Source organism: bacterium (genome assembly GCA_026416715.1).
Taxonomy (GTDB): domain Bacteria; phylum UBP4; class UBA4092; order JAOAEQ01; family JAOAEQ01; genus JAOAEQ01.
The window spans coordinates 1-369 of record JAOAEQ010000055.1 but is presented as its reverse complement, the minus strand read 5'-3'; the positions used below and the strand labels follow the sequence as shown (position 1 = coordinate 369).

General features: G+C 29.3%; 1 protein-coding gene. It reads right to left on the bottom strand.

Features of this window, described 5'->3' with window-relative positions:
* Window positions 1-369, bottom strand: a 369-nt coding sequence (locus N3A72_12440) for an NAD+ synthase (GenBank protein MCX7920385.1), incomplete at both ends; no start/stop codon positions are given.

The window sequence follows — 369 nt, the reverse complement described above, 5'->3', positions numbered from 1 at the left end:
GCGCAAAATATTTTTTTTCGTCAAAAACACCATAATTTGGCAAATTCATCTTATTATAAAATCCTCTGATTTTTCCCTTATATAAAATTGCTGCTGAATTATATATCTTTTCATTTCTGCGATTGATAAATCCTACTATTGCAATTATATCACCTGTATTTCCAGCAATTCTTCTTACCGTTTTCAACTTATCATTAATAAAACCTTTTTTTAATACAAGATCCTCAGGCGGATAACCACAAATTGTAAGTTCCGGGAAAATAATTATATCTGTTTTTTCTTCCTCGGCCTTCTTTATTTTATTAAGAATTTTCTCATAATTACCTTTAATATCGCCGACCGTTGTATTTATCTGGGATAAACAAAATC